The following is a 17359-nucleotide window of genomic DNA, read 5'->3' on the forward strand; positions in this document are numbered from 1 at the left end:
TTACCACCACCAGCGCTGGCTGGGGCTGCGGTTGCATGGCCACACCATGGTGGGCGCTCCCTGGCGGACCCGGCCGTCTTCCACGTCCAGGCACTTGCCATTGAGCTGGCTCACGATCTGCCCACCCCGTGTGGACCAGCTCTGGCTGCGGGAGCCGGAGCACGACCACAGCACCACGCGCGCGCCGTCGCGTGGATCGCCACGGTCCACATCCACGCACAGGTCACGCACGCGGATTTCGCCGCTCCGGCCCACGCTGAAGCGCTGGGATGCCGTGCCGTTGCAGTCATACACCTGCAGCGGGGTGCCAGGCCGGATGTTGCCCTTGGTCACGTCCAGGCACAGGCGGCCGTCCACACGGATCTCGCCGCCACGGCCACCGTAGTCGGGATAGTCCGGGTACTCGGGCCTCCGGTCGTCGTCATGCCGGTTGTGGTTGGCCAGCAGGGCAATGCCTGCGATGGCGGCGACGGCAGCCACGGCCGCGCCGGCATTGGAGCCGCTCTGGTTGTTGCCGGACGCGTAGGCCCGGGTGACCTTGAAGCGGCCGCCGCAGCCGCCGTTGGTCCACAGCTCGCGGCGGGTCAGGTCATAGCCCCAGGTTCTGTTGAAGCGGCAGGCGCCTTGCGTCTGTTCGCTCAGGTCCACCTGGGTGGTGTCGTCCGGCAGGCGGTAGGAGGCATAGCCTCCGTTCGACTGCAGGTCCACGAACTGGTCCTGGGCCATCGCGGCCTGGGCGTTCACCAGGAGAGGCAGGCACAGCAGCCAGGCGCGCCGTAGACGGGTCGGGTCTTTCATGGGTTCTCCTCGTTGCAATCGGAACTGTGGTGCTCGAAGCCCGCCGCGCGGCCGGGCCGCACTGCACGGCTGCCGGAAGCCCGGCGCATGGGGGCCGTCCGGCGTATGCATCATAGGGGCTTCCGGGGGGCTTGCCGTGTCGGCTGTTCCAGCCGCCGTGCCTGGAATCCTCTGGCGAGGGGCGCCGTTGCGCCGGGCCGGCGGGGGGCAAGGCGCACGCCTTCTTCGGCGCTGGCCTGCCGTGCGGTGGCCCGCGCGGAAAGCCCCAGCGGCAGTGCCTGCATCGGCGTCAACCGGGCAGGCGTGGCCGGTCAGGGATCAGGGAGGCGTCATCCCAGGTCGCCCGCCCAGGGCAGGTGCAGTCCCTCCGCCGTGGTGATCGCGCGTGCTGCCCGTGCTGCCCGCGCCGTGGCGATGGCCGTGGCTTCCGCGGCCATGGTGGCCAGGACCATCATGCCCAGGCTCTTGTTGGCGCGGCCGGTGCCCAGGCTGAAGATCGTGTCGCCATCCGACATGGTGTGCACGGGGTTGATGCTGCGGGCCAGCCCGTCATGGGCGGCAACGGCCAGGCGATGGGCCTGGACCTTGGTGATGGCGGCGTCGGTGGCGACCACGCCGATGGTGGTGTTGGTGCCCGCCAGCAGCGGCTGTGGCGGGTCGCCGCGCAGCAGGGCGCGGCGGGTGTCGCGCAGGCGCAGGCCGTCGTCGGTGCGGGCGCCGGCGATCACCTGGGCGGTGTCCGGGTCCACCACGTCGCCCAGCGCATTGCAGGCAATGAGGGCCCCCACGGTCACGCCATCGACCGTGACCGAAGCGGTGCCGATGCCGCCCTTCATGGCGCGCTGGATGCCGAAGATCTTGCCCAGGGCCGCGCCGGTGCCAGCGCCCACATTGCCTTCCGCGGGGTCTGCGGTGGAGGCCGCATCGCACGCCGCATACCCCGCCTCGGCATCCGGGCGGATGCGCATGTCTCCCACCAGCAGATCGAACAGCACGGCGGCGGGCACGATGGGCAGGCGACCCACCGCCACGTCGAAGCCGATGCCGCGCTCTTCGAGCCAGCGCACGGCGCCGGTGGCGGCATCCAGCCCCCAGGCACTGCCCCCGGCCAGCATGATGGCGTGCACCTTGTCCACCAGATTCGACGGGTCGAGCAGATCCGTCTCGCGCGTGCCGGGCGCGGCGCCGCGCACGTCCACGCCTGCCACCGCGCCCTCGCGGGTGATGATGACGGTGCAGCCCGTGGGGCGACGGGTTTCTGTGAAGTGGCCGACTTCGATGCCGGCCACACGGGTGATGCTGCCGGCGCTGCCGGCCAGGACGTGGGGGGATGAACTCATGGCTTTGATTATGTGCCCGGGCACCGCGCTGTCCTTGCGCGGTGTCAGGGCTCCGGGCGATCCTGTCAGGGCGCTTTTTCGAGGCGCGTGACGTGGTAGGCCCCGCCCACCTGTTCGGCCCTGAAACGCACCTTGTCGCCGGGTTTCAGGTCGCCCACCACGCTGGCGTCCTGCACGCGAAAGACCATGGTCATGGGTGGCATGTCCAGGTTTTTTATCTCTCCGTGGCGAAGGGTGACGCGCAGCGTGCGCGCGTCCCAGCGGGTGATCTCGCCTTCGCTGAGCGCATCCTGACCACCGGCGTGCGCGGACGCTGCTTGGCCGGGGGCGGCCGCAGGCACCTGGGCCACGGCGTGCTGCGCCGCTGCAGCCAGCGCGAGCGCGGCCAGGACCGGAAGGAGGGTGGAGGCGGTGATGGCTTGCAAGGATTTCATGGGGTGCCTTTCGCTGTGGTAGCGTGGTAGCTGTTGAAGACGCGGGTGGTGCCGTCGCGGGCGACCAGCAGCACGTCGTAAGGGTCGCGGCGGTTGCCATAGGCGGCGCCATCCATGCCGGGCGAGCCGATGGGCATGCCCGGCACGGCCAGCCCCAGGGCCGGGGGCTTTTGCCGCAGCAAAGTGCGGACATCGCTCGCGGGAACGTGCCCCTCGATGAGGTAGCCGCCCACCAGCGCGGTGTGGCACGAGCCCAGCTTTGGCGGCAGGCCGAGGCGGGCGCGCACAGCGTTGTTGCCGGTCTCGTGCACCGTCACCTTGAAGCCGCTGGCTTGCATGTGGTCCACCCAGTCCTTGCAGCAGCCGCAACTGGGGTCTTTCCACACTTCCATCGGGGTGGCGGTGCCCGTAGCGGCCCGGGCCAGCCCCGGCAGCGTGGCGGTTGCCAGCGCGGTACCCAGCAGGGGCAGCGTGGTGGCCAGCCACTGGCGGCGGCTGGACTGGCCTGCGGATGTTGTCGTGCCCGTGGCTTGGGGCAGGGCGGCGCCGTGCGCGGCCGTGGTGTATCGGTTCATGGGTTCTCCTGGGGTGCGGGGCGGTATCACGGCTTGCGGGGCAGCACGGTGATGGTGCCGGTCATGCCCGCCTGGTAGTGGCCCGCGATGAGGCAGGCAAAGTCGAACTGGCCCGCGCGGTTGAACTGCCACACGATGTCGCCTTTCTTGCCCGCGCCCACATGGGCCATGTAGGGCTCGTCGTGCTCCATGCCGGGGTGTTTGGCCATCATCTCGGCGTGTGCGTCCAGGTCGGCCTTGGTGCCGATCACGACCTCGTGCAGCACCTGGCCCTTGTTCTCGGCGCGCAGCCGCACGGTTTCACCCTCGCGCACTTCGATGTGGCTGGGGGTAAAGCGCATGTCGTCCGTCATGCGCAGGGTGATGGTGCGGGCCACGGCCTGGGTGTCGCCCGCGATGCCCCATGCCTTCTGTTCCTTCACCGCCGCTGCGCGGGCCCCGGGGTGCGGCATGTTTTCATGGGAAAAACTGCTGGTTGCGGATGCCAGTAAAGCGATGGCTGCTATGAATTTGATAGTTTTCATGATGGATGATTCCTTTTCAATGGGGGAGGTGCTGGCCGTGGATGTCAGTGCCGATGTCCGCTGGCCGCGGGCTTGCGCGCGGAGGCCGCGCCGGTTGCGGTGCCTGGCGTGTCGCCGCGGGGCGGGTGCGGGGTGCTGGCCGCGAGGCCGTTCCATTCCTGGGCCTGGGTGCCGGGCGGCTGCTGGTAGTCGCCCGGGTCCCGGTAGTCGCCCGCCGCCTGGCCGGCGCGCACCTTGAAGGTGGTGAACATGCCGCCCATCTCCAGCGGGCCATAGGGGCCGGTGCCGGTCATCATGGGGAAGGTGTTGTCGGGCAGGGGCATTTCCATCGCACCCATGTCGGCCATGCCGCGCTCGCCCATCACCATGTAGTCGGGCACGATCTTCTGGATCTTGCCGACAAGGCCCTCGTGCTGAACGCCGATCATGGTGGGCACGTCGTGCCCCATGGCACCCATGGTGTGGTGGCTCTTGTGGCAGTGCAATGCCCAGTCGCCGGGCTCGTCGGCGATGAGCTCGATCTGGCGCATCTGGCCCACGGCCACGTCGGTGGTCACCTCGGGCCAGCGCGCGCTTTTGGGCACGGGGCCGCCGTCGGTGCCGGTCACCTCGAACTCGTGCCCATGCAGGTGGATGGGGTGGTTGGTCATGGTGAGGTTGCCCACGCGGATGCGCACGCGCTCGCCCTGGCGCGCCACCAGCGGGCTGATGGCGGGGAACACCCGGCTGTTCCAGCACCAGATGTTGTGGTCCAGCATGGTGTTGACCTTGGGCGTGCGGCTGCCAGGCTCCACGTCGAACGCGTTGAGCAGGAAGGCATAGTCGCGCTGCACGGGGGCGATGTGCGGGTGCGCCGCCTTCGGGTGCGTGATCCACAGGCCCATCATGCCCATGGCCATCTGCACCATTTCGTCCGCATGCGGGTGGTACATGAAGGTGCCCGGGCGGCGTGCCGTGAATTCGTAGACAAAGGTCTTGCCCGGCTGGATGGCGTTCTGGTTGAGCCCGCCCACGCCGTCCATGCCGTTGGGCAGGCGCTGGCCGTGCCAGTGGATGGTGGTGTGCTCGGGCAGCCGGTTGGTGACGAAGATGCGCACGCGGTCGCCCTCCACCACCTCGATGGTGGGGCCGGGGCTCTGCCCGTTGTAGCCCCACATGTTGACGACGAAGCCCGGCGCGACCTCGCGCACCACGGGTTCGGCCACCAGGTGGAACTCCTTGACGCCCGCGTTCATGCGCCAGGGGGTGGTCCAGCCGTTGAGGGTGACCACGGGGTTGTAGGGGCGGCCCGTGGTCGGGTGCAGCGGCGCGGACGTATCGGCGCTGCTTTGCATGGCGGGCTCGGGCAAGGCGGCCAGGGCCGCGCGGCTGACGGAAACAGCGGCCACGGCCGTGGCGGCGCCGGAGAAGAAATGGCGTCTTTGCATGTCAGTGGCCTTGTGGGGATGAGGAGGGGGCAGCGCTGGCTGCCAGGTCTTGCAGCGCGCCCGGCGACGTGCCGGTGAGGGTGAGCTGCAGGTCGGTCTCGGCCAGCCAGAAATCGCGCTGGGCTTCGATGGCGTTGGCCACCGACTGCGTGCTGGCGCGCGCCTCGGCCAGCAATTCCCAAACGCTGGCGAGCATGCCGTTGTAGCGCAGGGTGGTCTCCTGGGTGATGAGCTGGCGCAGGGGCACCACCTCGTCGCGCTGCTGGCGCGCCAGGTCGAGCGCGGTGCGGTAGGTGAGCCACGCGGCGCGCACTTCGCCACGGGCGCGCACGGCGGTCTCCTGCAGCTGGGCAGCGCTTTGCTCCACCTGGGCCTGGGCCCGGGTGCGGGCGGCACCGCCCCAGTCGAACAGGGGAAGGGGCGCATCGATCTCCCAGCCGCGCGTGATCTCGCGGTGGCCGGAGCCGCGCTCGGCGGCGGTGTTGCGGCTGTAGGCCAGGCCCACGTCGCCAAACACGGCCCCCGCGCGGCTCCAGCCCTGGCGGACCGCCTGGGTGTCGAGCTGGCGGCGTGCGGCCTGCACATCCAGCCGCTCGCGCAATGCGATGGATTCGATGCCGTCCGCGGGCAAGGCGCCGTCTGGAAGGGGTGGAAGCGCGTCCGCCAGGCGGTACTGCGCCTGCAGTCCCCACAGGCCCATGCGGCGGTTGAGCTGTTCGCGCTCGGTGGCGGCGGCAAGCCGGGCGCGGGAACGCAGGCGGATGGCCTCTTGCAGCACCGCCTGTTCACGGGCGTGCTGCAGGCGGCTCCAGTTGCCTACGCGCGCCATGCGGCGGGCCAGTTCGGCCCCGGCTTCTGCGGCTTGCACCATGCGGTCGTGCGTGGCGCTGACCTGTTCGGCAGCCACGGCGCGCAGCCAGGCGCGCCGTGTGTCGGCGGCCAGCGCCACCACCTCCTGCGCGGCTTGCAGCGTGGCGATCTGCATGCGCTCTTCCTGGCGCTGGCTGCGCCATGGCAGGGTGATGAGATCCAGCAGGCTGAAGGCCAGGGTGCGCTCGATTTCACGCTCCTGGCTGTTGGTGAAGCGCCCCAGGGCCAGGTGTGGGTTGGGCAGCGTGATGGCCTGCACGCGTTCGGCATCCGCCACGCCCAGGGCAGCCAGCCGCGCCTGCAGGCCGGGGTTGTTGAGCAAGGCGATGCGCACGGCGGCATCCTGCGTGAGGGGCTGGGCCAGCCACCCCTGCAAGGACTGCTCCGCCTTGGCCCGGGCTGCCGCGTCGTTGGCGGGCAGGGCCGCGGCCTGCGTGCTGCCCGTTCGGCCCGCGGTGAGCGCGGCCACGTCGCCCCGCAGGCCGTCGGGCGAGACGCTGGCGCAGCCCGCGAGCACGGCCGCAGCGGCCAGCACGGACAGGCTTGCGGGACGGCGGCGTGCCGTTGAAGAAAGGAACTGCGGCGCGCTCATGGCCGGCTCCCGGGCTCGTGGTGGTGGCCATGCGGGGAGGGGTGCGGGGTTGCGGAACCACCCTGGCTTCCGTGGATGCCGTGGGAGTCGCCGCGTTCGGCGCGGGGCCCCTGTGGCGTCGGGGCGCTGGGGGTGGGAGGCTGGGCGCCCTGCCGGGCCTCCCAGGCCAGGATGTCGGCATGGCCGCGGGGGAAGGCGGCCACCGCCCTGTGCGCATCACGCCATGCATGGGGTGCGGGCGCCTCCTGCGCCAGTGCAGGCTGGGGCCCGGTGGCGCGGTGGACCAGCGCCGCCGTGGGCGCATCGGGGTCCGCCGCAGGGAAGGGCAGGGATCCCGTGCCCGGGGATGCGGTGCCGTTGGCGAGTGAAAGTGCCGGTGCGAGCAGCACCAGGCAGGCTGCTCGCCGGAGCGGCGGTAAAGACAGGAAAAATGAAATGGGGGCGCGCATGGCGATCTCCAGACAACAGACGAACAGGGCATGGCGCTGCCGCCCCGCCACCCGATGGCGGGTGGCTGTGGGGCTCGGGCAGACGCACTTCGGGCGTCAGAGGTCAGGCGATGGGTGGCTTGATGGCCAGTGCCGCGGGAGCACTGTCAAACTGCGCGGAGGCGACGGGCAGCATGGCGCCCGTGGGGGGGTGATCCGGTGCTGGCGCCATGGGCGCATCCAGCATCGCGGAATGGCAGATCTCGCACGCCGAGCAGGCGGCGGAGTGGTGCTCGTGCGCCGCGCAGCCGGCGCTGGTGCCGTCGCACCCGGCGGAGGCAGCGGCCAGCATGGCATGGGCAGGGTCCTGTCCGTCCCCGCCCTCTCCGGCAGGCAGGCCCTGGTGGTGCTCCTGCCCCGCCATGCCGACGGAGTCGCCGCCAGCGGCATGGTGATGGGAATGTTCCTGCGGGTGCGACGTGCCTGCGGGGAGCAGCGGCGGCAAGACGCCCGCGGCCATGGCCGTGCCGGTGAGGCCCCGGAGGACCAGCACCAACATCAACACGAAATAGAGGCCGCGACGCATCCACCAATGATACGGCGGCGGGCCCCAAGGTTCCCGGCGCCTTTCCATATTGTCATCTGGCGGCCATCGCCGGGCCGCCCAGGCTGCTCATACCGCCATGTAGCGCCCCGGGCGGTGGTTCATGGCCAGCACCAGGTTCAGCGCCACGGCCCCGGCGATGGACCAGGCGACGCGAAGGGGTTCCACCGTCCACAGCGCCAGCAGCACGATGCCGCAATCCACGGCCATCTGGATCTTGCCCGCGCGCCAGCCATAGCGTTCCTGCAGGTAGAGCGCGGCGATCCCCACGCCGCCCAGGCTGCACCGGTGGCGAAACAGCACCAGGAACCCCGTGCCCGTGATAAGCCCCCCCGCGATGGCCGCATACGGCGGCTGCAGCTGCGCAAACTGCAGGAACTGCGCCTGCAGTTCGGTCAGCAGCGACAGCAGCAGCACGGCGGCAAAGGTCTTGACCGTGAACGCACGCCCCAGCTTGCGCAGGGCCAGCCAGTAGAAGGGCAGGTTGAGGACGAAGAAAATCTTGCCGAAACCGATGCCCGTGGCGTAGTGCAACAGGAAGGCAAGGCCTGCCGTGCCCCCGGTGAGCAATCCCGCATTGGTGAAAAACGCCACGCCCACGGAGATCAGCAGCACCCCCGTGAAGATGGCCACCGCGTCTTCCGTGAGCGTGTGGGGCGCTGCGGCGGCAGCCGGCGTGGGGGTGGAGGGCATGGGAGGAACAGCGGGAGAACTCGGCATGGTGCGCAGCGACGGGCCGTGGGGGAGGGACAACCGCCGGATTGGACCATGCAATCCCCGTGCCCGGCTTGAGCGGCGTCAAGGCTTGTGCGCGCGGGGAAGGAGGTGGGGAGGCGCTCCCGCCGGCACGGGCCCCTGGCCAGGTTTTTGCCTTGGACCAGATGTAACACCTGCAACCTCGGGCCCGGCGCGGCAGGGCGGCCCGCGGTTCCTGCGAAAATAGCTGGTTTTGCCCACTGGGGACCGGTTCCCTGATGCCCCCGCCCCCCGGGAGGGCGGCAAGAAGCGCAGTGAAATGGTTTTCCAGGCATGTATCCGCACCACAGACTCAGCAGCTCAGGACTGGTTGTCCTGCTCCAGCAATGGATGCAGGCCGATGCGGGTGCGGCCGCGCGCGCCGACGTGGCGCAGGAGCTGGGCCAATGGCTGAGCACGGTGGACGCCGTCACGCTGAGCCGTTCGCTGCATGCCATCGACGCCTTCCCGCAGGGGGAGGTTGCGGGCGCGGACGGGGCGGACCTGCAGGCACTGCAAGCGCTGTTTCAGCGCACCCAGGCAGAGCTGACGGCGCTCGCGTCGTCCAAGCCCGCACCCGCCAAGCCGGCCCGCGAGCGCGCCGACAACACGCGCGCCCAGGCGCCGGACCCGCAGGCCGAGGCCGAGTACGGTTTTCATGCGCCGCGCTACCTGGGCCTGCAAAAGCAGATGGATGCGAAGTTGCTGGGCTTGCGCGCGCAGGTGCGCCACGGGGTGTCGCAAGGCTCCCGGGGCCTCAGGCAACTGGTGGCACTCGATGCCGTGATGGAACAACTGAGCTTTGTGCGCGAACAGCGCCTGTGGGCCTCCCTGTCCGCGCACCTGGACCGGCGCCTGGTGCAATTGCGCCGCGCCCACCAGGAGCGGCTTTCGGCCCAGGGGCTGCCGGATGACCCGCAGCGCTGGCGCCTGCCCGGCGGGTGGCTGCACGCGTTCGAGCGCGACATGCAGGCGCTGCTTCTGGCCGAGATGCATGTGCGGCTGCAACCGATCCTGGGCCTGCTGGAAGCAGCCCGCAACGAGAACTTGGAACGACACGAATGAACAAGAGTGTGATGGCCGCCGTATTTGCCCTGGGCCTGGCGGCAGTGGGATGGGTCGGTGGGGGATTCGTGGGGTCGAGCCCGCTGGCACTGGCGATGACGGTGGTGATCGGCGCGGTCTATGTGCTGGGTGCGCTGGAGCTGGTGCAGTTTCGCCGCGGCACCGTGGCATTGACCACGGCGCTGGCGGATGGCGCGCAGCAGCCCCCGGTGGTCCTGGGCTCCTGGCTCGACCGCCTGCCCGCCGCGCTGCGCCACCCGGTGCGCCAGCGCATCGAGGGGGAGCGTGCCGTGCTCCCGGGGCCGGCCCTCACGCCGTATCTGGTGGGACTGCTGGTCATGCTGGGCATGCTCGGGACCTTCCTCGGGATGGTGGTCACCTTCAAGGGCGCGGTGTTTGCCCTGGAGACCTCGGGCAGCCTGGAGGGCATCCGCGCCGCCCTGGCCGAGCCCATCAAGGGCCTGGGCCTGTCGTTCGGCACCTCGGTGGCGGGCGTGGCGGCTTCGGCCATGCTGGGGCTCATGTCCGCGATCGCCCGCCGCGAGCGGCTGGTGGCCGTGCGGCAGCTCGATGCGCACATTCCCACCCTGTTCCGCCCGTTCTCTGCGAGCCATCGCCGCGAGGAGACCTTCCAGGCGCTGCAGGCCCAGGCACAGGCCATGCCGCTGATCGCCGAGCGCCTTCAGGGCCTGGTGGAAGGGCTGGAACGCCGCCACGACAAGCTGGCCGCGCAATTGCTGGCGCAGCAGAAGGATTTCCATGGGGAGGCGTCGTCGGCCTACACCCAGCTGGCGGGCGCCGTGGGCGCATCGCTGCACGACAGCCTGGGCGCCAGCGCCCGCGTGGCCGGCGAAACGCTGCGGCCCGTGGTCGAGCAGGCCATGGCCGAACTGGCGCAGGAATCGCAACGCGCGCACCAGCGGCTGACCGAAGCCACGGCGGCCCAGATGCAGGCGATGTCGGCCCAGTGGGAGGGCACGGCCCGCCAGGTCTCGGACACCTGGACATCGGCCCTGGACAAGCACACGCAAGTGCAGGACCGCCTGATGGGCGGGTTCGATGGGGCGCTGCAGTCGGTGACCCAGGCGTTCGAGCAACGCTCCGCGGCGCTGCACGCGGCCCTGCAGGACACGGCGGCGCAGTCGCACGCCGCCCAGAAGGCGGCCGACGAACAGCGCCTGGCCGGGTGGACCCGGTCGATGGAGGGCATGGGCCAGACGCTGGCGGCGCAGTGGGAGCGGGCGGGCACACGCGCCGTGGAGCAGCAGCAGGGCATGCGCGACGCGCTGGAGGGCGCCACGGCGCGCCTGGACCAGTCCCTGCTGGCGGCCACCCAGGCTTTCGAGCAGCGCTCCACGGCCCTGGTCGCGTCGCTGCAGGACACGGTGGCGCACACCCACGCGGCCCAGGCAGCGGCCGACGAGCAGCGCATCGCCGGCTGGCGCGCATCGATGGAAGACACGGCCCGCTCACTCGCCGCCCAATGGGAGCGCGCGGGCGAGCAGGCCGCAGCCCAGCAGCAGGGCGTGGCGCAGGCGCTCGCAGGTGCTGGCGCGCAGCTGGGCGAGTTGCTGCAATCGGCCACGCAATCGTTCGACCAGCGCTCCAGCGCGCTGCTGTCGTCGTTGCAGGACACGGTGGCGCAGTCCCACACGGCCCAGATGTCGGCCGACCAGGCGCGCCTGGCCGGCTGGAACGCGTCCATGGAGGGTATTGCGCAATCGCTGACGGCCGAATGGCAACGCGTGAGCACCCAGACGCTGGAGCGCCAGCAGGCCGTGTGCGATGCCCTCGAGACCGCGGTGACCGGGCTCACCGGCCGCATGGGCGAGCAGGTGGCCAAGACCCTGGACGGCACCGCGCGCCTGATGGACCAGTCCGAAGCGTTGCTGCGCACCCGCACCGACGCGGAGGCCCAGTGGCTGCAGGCGCAGGGCGACCGCATGGATGCGCTGGCAGGCGTGTGGCGCACCGAGCTGGCAGCGCTGCGCGATGCCGAGGCTGAGCGCGGGCGTGCGGCGGTCGACCGCCTGGAGGCCTTGCAGGAGGCCGTGGCCCAGCACCTGGCCACGCTGGGGTCGGCGCTGGAAGCACCGCTCACGCGCCTGCTGCAGACGGCGTCCGACGTGCCGCAGGCGGCTGCGGAGGTCATCGCCCAGCTGCGCCATGAGATGACGCAGCTGAGCGAGCGCGACAACTTGGCGCTGGCCGAGCGCACGGCCATGATGGAGCAGCTGGGTACGCTGCTCCAGTCCGTCAACGAGGCCGCTGTAGAGCAGCGCGGTGCCATCGAATCCCTGGTGGGCACGGCCGCTTCGGTGCTGGAGCAGGCGGCATCGCAATTTGCACAGGCGCTGGACATCCAGGTCGGCAAGGCGGACGAAGCGGCCACCCATGTGGCCGCCAGCGCGGTGGAGCTGTCGAGCCTGGGCGAGGCCTTTGGCCACGGCGTGGGGCTGTTCACCGCCAGCAACGAAAAGCTCATGGACAGCCTGCAGCGCATCGAAGGCGCCATCGGCCAGTCCCTGTCGCGCAGTGACGAGCAACTGGCCTACTACGTGGCGCAGGCACGCGAAGTGATCGACCTGAGCATCGCGTCGCAGCAGGGCATTGTGGAAGACCTGCGCCGGCTCAAGGGCAGGGCGGTGGCCGCTGCCGAACCGGAGGTGGCCGGATGATGGGCCTGGACGACGCCCTCGACGAGGGGACCGAGCAGACCGCGCCGGTATGGGCCGTGTTCGGCGATCTCATGGCCGGCCTGCTGGGCGCCTTCGTGCTGATCCTGGTGGGCGTGCTGGTGGTGCAGATCGATCTGGTGGCCAGCCTCAGGCAGGAGGTGGAAAAGCGCCAGCAGGAAGAACAGCGCCGCATGGCCCTGGAGAAGGCGCTGGCCATCCCCTTGGCCAGCGGCCGTGTGACGGTGAATGACGGCCGCATCGGGATCAGCGGCAGCGTGCTGTTCGCCACGGGCTCCGACGAGTTGCGGCCCGAAGGCCGCCAGCTTCTCAGAAGCCTCGTGCAGCCCCTGCAGGTGTACCTGCGCGAACGCGACGAGATGCTGATGGTGAGCGGGTTCACCGACAACACCACACTGCTGCGCGGCAGCCAGCAGCGCTTTGCCGACAACCTCGAGCTGTCCGCCCAGCGGGCGCTGACGGTCGCGCGGGCGCTGATCGACGAAGGCATGCCGTCGTCGCAGGTGTTCGCCGCAGCGTTCGGCGCGGAGCAGCCGGTGGCCTCCAACGCGGATGAAAAAGGCCGCGCGCAGAACCGCCGCGTGGAAATGGCTCCCGTGCCCAAGGCATCGGGTGCAAAGCCTGCGCGGCATGAGTGAACCCACGCTCGAATCCCTGCGCGCCGAGGGTGCGGACCGCCACGACCCCGTGCGCTACCGCTACCTGGAGGTGCTGGCCGCGCGCCTGCCCGCACAGCCCCCCGCGGTGCAGCAGATACTGGAACAGCGGCTGCGGCGGGCCGTTGGGGCCTATGCGGACGGAGCCCGCGCGGCCGGCGGGCCGGCCCCCGGCGCGGTCGAGCCACCGGCGGCATCACCCCTGGCCCGGCTCAACCGCGACCTGGATGCACGGGCGCAGGCCGATGCGGAACGGGTGCGCATCGAAGGCGGTGCCGGCGCGTCGGACATGAAGAGCGTGCGCCAGTTCGGCGAGGTGTGGTCCCGCATTGCCGCAGAGCAGCAGGTGGTGCAGGCGCTGGACCGTGGACCGGAGAACGCGGGGCCGCTCAACCCGCACAAGCTCATGCTGCGGTCGCTCTGCCTGATGCGGGGCCTCTCGCCCGACTACCTGCGGCGCTTCCTGTCGCAGATGGACTCGCTCCTGTGGCTGGAACAGGCGAATGCAGCACGCCCGAGAAACCTGGGCCCAGCAGCCCGCGGGGGGCGAAGCCGGCCCAGGGCATAAGAAGTCCCTGTCGAATCCGGCGGGCCTGCCCAGGGCGGGCCAGGCGCCGCACAGGCCGCCCCAGGGTTGCCTGGCCTGCGGCCATGCCCCTCACTGGGGCTTGGCCGCGATGTGGCGTTGCAGCAGCGCGTTGGACTGGTCGAGTGCCTCGGCGGTGTCGCTCAATTGCTGCTCGAGCTGATCCGTGCGCTCCACCGCCGCCTGCAGGTCGCCTTGCAGGGCGTCGGTGGGAATTTGTGTCGTGAGCACCGCGTGCACGACATCGAGCTCGTTGGCCGTGGCCTTGATCTGCTCGGCCGTTTCCAGGTTGCGGTTCAGTACCTCATCGATCTCGGAGGGCTGGGGCTGCTTCGTTGCGCTGGGCATAGGTAAGTCTCGCTGAGTATGAAGAATCAACTTCTGCCATCGGGGACGCGGCGCCATCGCCTACAGGCCGGGAGGTCGGATCAGGCGACATTGTAGGCAGCATCACAACAGAAAACGCAGCTCCCAGATGCCCCTCAACACCATCCTTGTCGAAGACAGCAAAACCATCCAGGAAACTCTGGTGCCCGCGCTGGAGGAACTGGCGGACGCGCGCGTCCTCGCCATCGCCGAAACCGCCAGCGACGCCACGGAGGCCGTCGCGCACTGGCGGGAAGACTGGCAGCTGATGGTGGTGGACCTGTTCCTGCGCGAAGGCTCCGGGATAGAGGTGCTGCAGGCCCTGCAGCGCGGGGATCGGCTGCGCGCAACGCCTGGCGCACGGCAGGGCAGGCCCGGACAGCATGTCTACGTGTTGTCCAACTATGCGACGGCGGACATGCGCCGCCGGTGCGAGGAGTTGGGCGCCGATGGGGTGTTCGACAAGTCCACCGAGCTGGACGCCTTTTTCGAGCGTTGCAGCGAGCTGCCGCGCCGCGCAGGCACCGGCAGTTCCGCCGCAGCGGATCGCCGGTAGCCCTCAGCTACCGGGGGCCGGGCCGGGATCGCTGACTGTGCCATCCTCCAGCGCCCGTTCGATGAGCGCAGCCACTGCGGGGTCCGGTGCCATGGGCCGGAAGGCGCTGACGTGCGCGCGTCCGATGTTCCCGGCGGGCAGGCGGGCCAGCAGGTGGCCCAGTGGTACCAGCGCGAGCCGCGCCATCTGGCCGGCGGCCTCGTGCGAATCCCGCAGCTGCAGCGCGTAGCGCAGCATCGCGCAGTGCGATCTCCAGTGCAGGGGCAGGGAAGCCTGGCCCAGCACATGCGCTGCCTCCAACCACCGCCAGCGCACCGCCGGGGGGGCCTCCGGCTGGCCCGCAAAACCGGCGAGCAGATGCTCGAACGATCGGCGTTTGTGTTGCGCACAGGAGGGCGCTGCATGTTCTGCCGCCCGCAGCCTCGCGTGCTGTTCCGCCAGCTTGCGCCAGCGGCGCTGGCGATGCCGGTAGAACACCTGGGCGAATGCCGTGCTCAACGGCGTCATCAGCCAGGGCAGGTGGCGGGCCACGACCTTCACGTCGTCGGTGTACAGGGTCGTGCCGTCCGGCAGGGGCTCGAGCGTGATGCGGTGGTCCCAGCGGCGCATGAGCAGGCCGTCGCCGTTGTCGCGCAGCGTGGGCCAGCCGCCTGCCTGCGGTGGCGGCTCGATGGAAATGCGCACGGTCTGGGGGCCCATGGGCAGCACGCCCAGCAGCCGCATGTCCAGCGCGAACTCGCCCTGTTCCCAGTGCGCGGGCCATCGCGCGCCTTGCACGGGCCGGAACCGCATGAGGGGCGCGGTGATGTGGCGAAAGACGGCGGTGCTTTGCAGCTGCGTGGCCACCCACTCGGGCGGCGCGTTCAAGCGGGTGGACAGGTGCACGCGCATGGCTCAGTGCCCTTGCGGCTGCGGGCGGGCAGCACCACCCGCCAGTTCCTGGCGTGCCTGGCGGATCACGCTCCAGCCCCCGGTGATGGCCAGCCATGCCATGACGGCAGCCACCGCCAGGTCCGGCCAGGCCGTGCCCGTGCCGAACACCCCCAGCGCCGCGCCCATCACCGCGAGGTTGCCCAGCACGTCATTGCGCGTGCACAGCCACACGCTGCGCATGTTGGCATCGCCTTCGCGGTAGGCGTACAGCAGCACCGCCACGCCCAGGTTCGCGGCCAGGGCCAGCAAGCCCACGCTGCCCATCGTCAGGGGTTCGGGCGCAATTCCCTGCCAGGCGCCCCAGGCCACGCGTCCCACCACCACGAGGCCGAACACCAGCATGCTGGCCCCCTTGACCAGCGCGGCGCGTGCGCGCCATGCCAGGGCCATGGCCAGCACCCACAGCGAGAGGGCGTAGTTGGCCGCATCGCCCAGGAAGTCGATGGCGTCGGCCAGCAGCGATGCCGAACCGGACTGCAGGCCCGCTCCGATTTCGAGCAGGAACATCGCGGCATTGACGATGAGCGCCACCCAGAGGATGCGGCGGTAGCGCGGGTCCGCGCTGGTGGGGGCACCGTGGTCGTGGCCGTCGTTGGAATGGTGATGGCAATGTGCGGACATGGCGGTTCTTCTTTCTCCCGGGAGGGTTTTCAATGTGATGGCATCATTGGAAACCTTGAAGTCACTTGAAGGTCAAGCGATGGCACAGCCGGTTGCACAAACCCCCCAGTACCGCATCGGCGAGGCAGCCCGGCAATCGGGCGTGTCCGCCGCGAACATCCGCTACTACGAAAAGGAAGGGCTGCTCGCGCCCGGTGTCCGGGAGGACAACAGCTATCGCCTGTACAACGCGGACGATGTGCACCGCCTGCGCTTCATCCGCCTGTGCCGCGCGATGGACATGTCGCTGGACGAGGTGCGCACCCTGCTGGCGCTGGACTGGACCCGCAAGCAGGACTGCGAAGCCGCGCGCGACACGCTGGATGAGCACCTTCAGCATGTGCGTGGCCGCCTGGCGGAACTGCTCACGCTGGAGGCCGACCTGCTCGCGCTGCGCAACCGCTGCGACGGGTCGGACACGCACTGCCACATCATCGAGGCCCTGCATGCGCGCGCCGATGAGCAGTCTGCCGTGGCTGCCTCGGCCGGCGTGGGAAAGCGCCATGTGTAGGCCAGCCGGGCGGCCCGCCGGCGGCACGGCCATGCCAGGTGGCCGCGAGGATGTGAAGAGCTGTTTCCTCCGTGCAGCCTATTGCTCCTGAAATGATAGCTTTTAGCGCTTATGAATGAAGCGCTGGAGGCCAAAAACACTCGCAATGGCCCTGGCGGCTCGTGGCCGGTGCGGGCCCGGGTCACGCCGCTATGATCCGGCCATGATTTCGCGCTTGCCCGGCCTCTCCCTGCCCGAACGCGTGTGGAACACCGCGCGGCGCTGGGCGGTCGCGTGGTGGCGCATCCTGTACCTGGGCGCCGTCGTGCTCGTGCTGGTGCTGTCTCCGTCCAGTTACGGCAAGGGCACGCGCAGGGCGCTGGCGCGCCATCTGTACCTCGATACGGCACCCGTGCTGCTGGGGTTCACGGTGCTGGCGGCGCTGATCAGCCTGGTGCTGACGCGCATCGTCGTGGTCACGGCGCTCAGCTATGGCCTTTCGCGCTATGCGCTGGAGATGGTGATCCGCGTGCTGGTGCTCGAGCTGATCCCGCTCACGGCCGCGCTGTTCGTGGCGATGCGCTGCACCATTCCCAACGGCACGCAGATCACCCGCCTGCGGCAGAACGGCCGGTTCGACGCGCTGCGCGCCCAGGGCTCGGACCCGGTGCGCATCGAGCTTCTGCCGCGGGTGATCGCGGGCGTATTCGCGTGCATCACGCTCGCCGCGCTCAGCTGCGTGGTGGCACTGGTGTTGGCCTATCTGGGGGTGTATGGTTTCAACTTGGCGGGGGCGCCCAGCTACACGCGCATGTTCGGCCAGGTGTTCACGCCCAGCGTGACGATGGTGTTCGTGCTCAAGACGGTGTTCTTCAGCCTGGCCGTGGCGCTCATTCCCATGGCTGCGGGCCTGTACGACACTGGCGACCGCACCCAGCCCGATTCGGAGCTGGGGGGCTTGGCCCGCATGTTCGCCGTCCTGCTGCTGATCGAGGTCGCCTCGCTCATGGGCAACTACTACTGA

20 protein-coding genes are annotated in these 17359 nt (G+C 70.1%); 7 read left to right on the forward strand and 13 right to left on the reverse strand.

Features of this window, described 5'->3' with window-relative positions; all coding sequences use genetic code 11:
• From AC1RVY_RS09760 to AC1RVY_RS09805, 10 genes are all read right to left on the reverse strand, one after another.
• Entirely contained in the window at positions 1–798 is a 798-nt protein-coding gene (locus tag AC1RVY_RS09760; protein ID WP_369642256.1) for a lectin, read from the reverse strand.
• Between the two features lie 329 nt (positions 799–1127).
• Positions 1128–2138 carry a P1 family peptidase gene (locus AC1RVY_RS09765; RefSeq protein WP_492255116.1) on the reverse strand — a complete coding sequence of 337 codons (1011 nt, stop codon included), beginning with the start codon at positions 2136–2138 and terminating at the stop codon, positions 1128–1130.
• Between the two features lie 65 nt (positions 2139–2203).
• Positions 2204–2572 (reverse strand): copper-binding protein, encoded by a 369-nt coding sequence (locus AC1RVY_RS09770; RefSeq protein ID WP_218338901.1) that lies wholly within the window; start codon positions 2570–2572, stop codon positions 2204–2206.
• Positions 2569–3147 carry a DUF411 domain-containing protein gene (locus AC1RVY_RS09775; RefSeq protein ID WP_492806409.1) on the reverse strand — a complete coding sequence of 193 codons (579 nt, stop codon included), beginning with the start codon at positions 3145–3147 and terminating at the stop codon, positions 2569–2571. The genes AC1RVY_RS09770 and AC1RVY_RS09775 overlap by 4 nt, the downstream gene beginning before the upstream one ends.
• Before the next feature lie 26 nt (positions 3148–3173).
• Entirely contained in the window at positions 3174–3671 is a 498-nt protein-coding gene (locus AC1RVY_RS09780; RefSeq protein ID WP_218338899.1) for a cupredoxin domain-containing protein, read from the reverse strand.
• Positions 3672–3715: 44 nt separating this feature from the next.
• Complete coding sequence (locus AC1RVY_RS09785; protein ID WP_492806411.1) at positions 3716–5098, reverse strand: multicopper oxidase family protein; 1383 nt, start codon at positions 5096–5098, stop codon at positions 3716–3718.
• Between the two features lies 1 nt (position 5099).
• A complete protein-coding gene (locus tag AC1RVY_RS09790) occupies positions 5100–6560 on the reverse strand; it encodes a TolC family protein (RefSeq protein ID WP_492806413.1) in 1461 nt (486 codons plus the stop codon).
• Complete coding sequence (locus AC1RVY_RS09795) at positions 6557–7009, reverse strand: hypothetical protein (RefSeq protein WP_492806415.1); 453 nt, start codon at positions 7007–7009, stop codon at positions 6557–6559. The genes AC1RVY_RS09790 and AC1RVY_RS09795 overlap by 4 nt, the downstream gene beginning before the upstream one ends.
• A 103-nt stretch (positions 7010–7112) precedes the next feature.
• A complete protein-coding gene (locus AC1RVY_RS09800; RefSeq protein WP_492806417.1) occupies positions 7113–7574 on the reverse strand; it encodes a hypothetical protein in 462 nt (153 codons plus the stop codon).
• 87 nt (positions 7575–7661) lie between these two features.
• Positions 7662–8285, reverse strand: a complete 624-nt coding sequence (locus tag AC1RVY_RS09805) for a YitT family protein (RefSeq protein ID WP_218294261.1) — start codon at positions 8283–8285, stop codon at positions 7662–7664.
• Between the two features lie 336 nt (positions 8286–8621).
• Between AC1RVY_RS09805 and AC1RVY_RS09810 the strand changes: the two genes are divergently transcribed.
• Genes AC1RVY_RS09810 through AC1RVY_RS09825 form a run of 4 tightly spaced genes read left to right on the forward strand, consistent with a single transcriptional unit; the run spans position 8622 to position 13312 of the window.
• Positions 8622–9392: a DUF3348 family protein gene (locus tag AC1RVY_RS09810; protein WP_492806418.1), complete on the forward strand. Its 771-nt coding sequence runs from the start codon at positions 8622–8624 to the stop codon at positions 9390–9392.
• Positions 9389–12070, forward strand: a complete 2682-nt coding sequence (locus tag AC1RVY_RS09815; protein ID WP_492806420.1) for a DUF802 domain-containing protein — start codon at positions 9389–9391, stop codon at positions 12068–12070. The genes AC1RVY_RS09810 and AC1RVY_RS09815 overlap by 4 nt, the downstream gene beginning before the upstream one ends.
• Positions 12067–12726, forward strand: a complete 660-nt coding sequence (locus AC1RVY_RS09820; RefSeq protein WP_218294264.1) for an OmpA family protein — start codon at positions 12067–12069, stop codon at positions 12724–12726. Before AC1RVY_RS09815 ends, AC1RVY_RS09820 begins: the two co-directional genes overlap by 4 nt.
• Complete coding sequence (locus tag AC1RVY_RS09825) at positions 12719–13312, forward strand: DUF2894 domain-containing protein (RefSeq protein ID WP_492806421.1); 594 nt, start codon at positions 12719–12721, stop codon at positions 13310–13312. Before AC1RVY_RS09820 ends, AC1RVY_RS09825 begins: the two co-directional genes overlap by 8 nt.
• Positions 13313–13402: 90 nt before the next feature.
• Here AC1RVY_RS09825 and AC1RVY_RS09830 read toward each other — a convergent pair whose 3' ends face one another.
• Positions 13403–13678 carry a hypothetical protein gene (locus AC1RVY_RS09830; RefSeq protein WP_218294266.1) on the reverse strand — a complete coding sequence of 92 codons (276 nt, stop codon included), beginning with the start codon at positions 13676–13678 and terminating at the stop codon, positions 13403–13405.
• A gap of 127 nt (positions 13679–13805) precedes the next feature.
• On the opposite strand from AC1RVY_RS09830, the gene AC1RVY_RS09835 reads away from it, so the two are divergent.
• Complete coding sequence (locus AC1RVY_RS09835) at positions 13806–14252, forward strand: response regulator (protein ID WP_218294267.1); 447 nt, start codon at positions 13806–13808, stop codon at positions 14250–14252.
• Between the two features lie 3 nt (positions 14253–14255).
• Here AC1RVY_RS09835 and AC1RVY_RS09840 read toward each other — a convergent pair whose 3' ends face one another.
• Positions 14256–15143: a DUF3703 domain-containing protein gene (locus AC1RVY_RS09840; RefSeq protein WP_492806423.1), complete on the reverse strand. Its 888-nt coding sequence runs from the start codon at positions 15141–15143 to the stop codon at positions 14256–14258.
• Positions 15144–15146: 3 nt separating this feature from the next.
• Positions 15147–15806: a cation efflux transmembrane domain-containing protein gene (locus AC1RVY_RS09845; protein WP_218294269.1), complete on the reverse strand. Its 660-nt coding sequence runs from the start codon at positions 15804–15806 to the stop codon at positions 15147–15149.
• A 79-nt stretch (positions 15807–15885) separates the two neighbouring features.
• On the opposite strand from AC1RVY_RS09845, the gene AC1RVY_RS09850 reads away from it, so the two are divergent.
• Positions 15886–16356: a Cd(II)/Pb(II)-responsive transcriptional regulator gene (locus AC1RVY_RS09850; RefSeq protein WP_492806425.1), complete on the forward strand. Its 471-nt coding sequence runs from the start codon at positions 15886–15888 to the stop codon at positions 16354–16356.
• Positions 16357–16558: 202 nt separating this feature from the next.
• Positions 16559–17359, forward strand: coding sequence for an MlaE family ABC transporter permease (locus tag AC1RVY_RS09855; RefSeq protein ID WP_218294271.1), 801 nt, complete (start codon positions 16559–16561; stop codon positions 17357–17359).

The organism is Acidovorax sp. GW821-FHT11A03 (assembly GCF_058809075.1).

Excerpts from the sequence above, each read along its gene's own strand:
- AC1RVY_RS09760 (WP_369642256.1), bottom strand. The coding sequence starts at position 798 with ATGAAAGACCCGACCCGTCTACGGCGCGCCTGGCTGCTGTGCCTGCCT.
- AC1RVY_RS09765 (WP_492255116.1), bottom strand. The coding sequence starts at position 2,138 with ATGAGTTCATCCCCCCACGTCCTGGCCGGCAGCGCCGGCAGCATCACC.
- AC1RVY_RS09770 (WP_218338901.1), bottom strand. The coding sequence starts at position 2,572 with ATGAAATCCTTGCAAGCCATCACCGCCTCCACCCTCCTTCCGGTCCTG.
- AC1RVY_RS09775 (WP_492806409.1), bottom strand. The coding sequence starts at position 3,147 with ATGAACCGATACACCACGGCCGCGCACGGCGCCGCCCTGCCCCAAGCC.
- AC1RVY_RS09780 (WP_218338899.1), bottom strand. The coding sequence starts at position 3,671 with ATGAAAACTATCAAATTCATAGCAGCCATCGCTTTACTGGCATCCGCA.
- AC1RVY_RS09785 (WP_492806411.1), bottom strand. The coding sequence starts at position 5,098 with ATGCAAAGACGCCATTTCTTCTCCGGCGCCGCCACGGCCGTGGCCGCT.
- AC1RVY_RS09790 (WP_492806413.1), bottom strand. The coding sequence starts at position 6,560 with ATGAGCGCGCCGCAGTTCCTTTCTTCAACGGCACGCCGCCGTCCCGCA.
- AC1RVY_RS09795 (WP_492806415.1), bottom strand. The coding sequence starts at position 7,009 with ATGCGCGCCCCCATTTCATTTTTCCTGTCTTTACCGCCGCTCCGGCGA.
- AC1RVY_RS09800 (WP_492806417.1), bottom strand. The coding sequence starts at position 7,574 with ATGCGTCGCGGCCTCTATTTCGTGTTGATGTTGGTGCTGGTCCTCCGG.
- AC1RVY_RS09805 (WP_218294261.1), bottom strand. The coding sequence starts at position 8,285 with ATGCCCTCCACCCCCACGCCGGCTGCCGCCGCAGCGCCCCACACGCTC.
- AC1RVY_RS09810 (WP_492806418.1), top strand. The coding sequence starts at position 8,622 with ATGTATCCGCACCACAGACTCAGCAGCTCAGGACTGGTTGTCCTGCTC.
- AC1RVY_RS09815 (WP_492806420.1), top strand. The coding sequence starts at position 9,389 with ATGAACAAGAGTGTGATGGCCGCCGTATTTGCCCTGGGCCTGGCGGCA.
- AC1RVY_RS09820 (WP_218294264.1), top strand. The coding sequence starts at position 12,067 with ATGATGGGCCTGGACGACGCCCTCGACGAGGGGACCGAGCAGACCGCG.
- AC1RVY_RS09825 (WP_492806421.1), top strand. The coding sequence starts at position 12,719 with ATGAGTGAACCCACGCTCGAATCCCTGCGCGCCGAGGGTGCGGACCGC.
- AC1RVY_RS09830 (WP_218294266.1), bottom strand. The coding sequence starts at position 13,678 with ATGCCCAGCGCAACGAAGCAGCCCCAGCCCTCCGAGATCGATGAGGTA.
- AC1RVY_RS09835 (WP_218294267.1), top strand. The coding sequence starts at position 13,806 with ATGCCCCTCAACACCATCCTTGTCGAAGACAGCAAAACCATCCAGGAA.
- AC1RVY_RS09840 (WP_492806423.1), bottom strand. The coding sequence starts at position 15,143 with ATGCGCGTGCACCTGTCCACCCGCTTGAACGCGCCGCCCGAGTGGGTG.
- AC1RVY_RS09845 (WP_218294269.1), bottom strand. The coding sequence starts at position 15,806 with ATGTCCGCACATTGCCATCACCATTCCAACGACGGCCACGACCACGGT.
- AC1RVY_RS09850 (WP_492806425.1), top strand. The coding sequence starts at position 15,886 with ATGGCACAGCCGGTTGCACAAACCCCCCAGTACCGCATCGGCGAGGCA.
- AC1RVY_RS09855 (WP_218294271.1), top strand. The coding sequence starts at position 16,559 with ATGATTTCGCGCTTGCCCGGCCTCTCCCTGCCCGAACGCGTGTGGAAC.